At 34.2% G+C, this 263-nt stretch carries 1 protein-coding gene; it reads left to right on the top strand.

Features of this window, described 5'->3' with window-relative positions; all coding sequences use genetic code 11:
- The coding region (locus AAEY78_RS13580) for a hypothetical protein (protein ID WP_352339858.1) at window positions 1-263 on the top strand (263 nt) is incomplete at both ends.

The raw sequence follows: 263 nt of genomic DNA, 5'->3' as shown, positions 1-263 counted from the left end.
AACTTAGCGCGTGAAGATATTATTTGGAATTTAGTATCGGACTTAATAACCGACGTACCAAATAAAGATATGCAAGGCCTTAACATGGTCGAGTTTAATGCAGTATCAAACGATGATATAAAAGACAAAGTAGACACGCTTTGTAAGCTTCTAGACGAATGCGTAATAAATCAAACTAATGGCGTTATTGGTTATCAGTTAACCAGTGATAAAAGCGATATACTAAAAATTTACGCAATGCGTAAAAAGTCAGTGGGTTTATT

The organism is Psychrobacter sp. 16-MNA-CIBAN-0192, assembly GCF_040309565.1.
Lineage (GTDB): Bacteria > Pseudomonadota > Gammaproteobacteria > Pseudomonadales > Moraxellaceae > Psychrobacter.
This window is presented reverse-complemented; position numbering and strand designations above follow the sequence as displayed.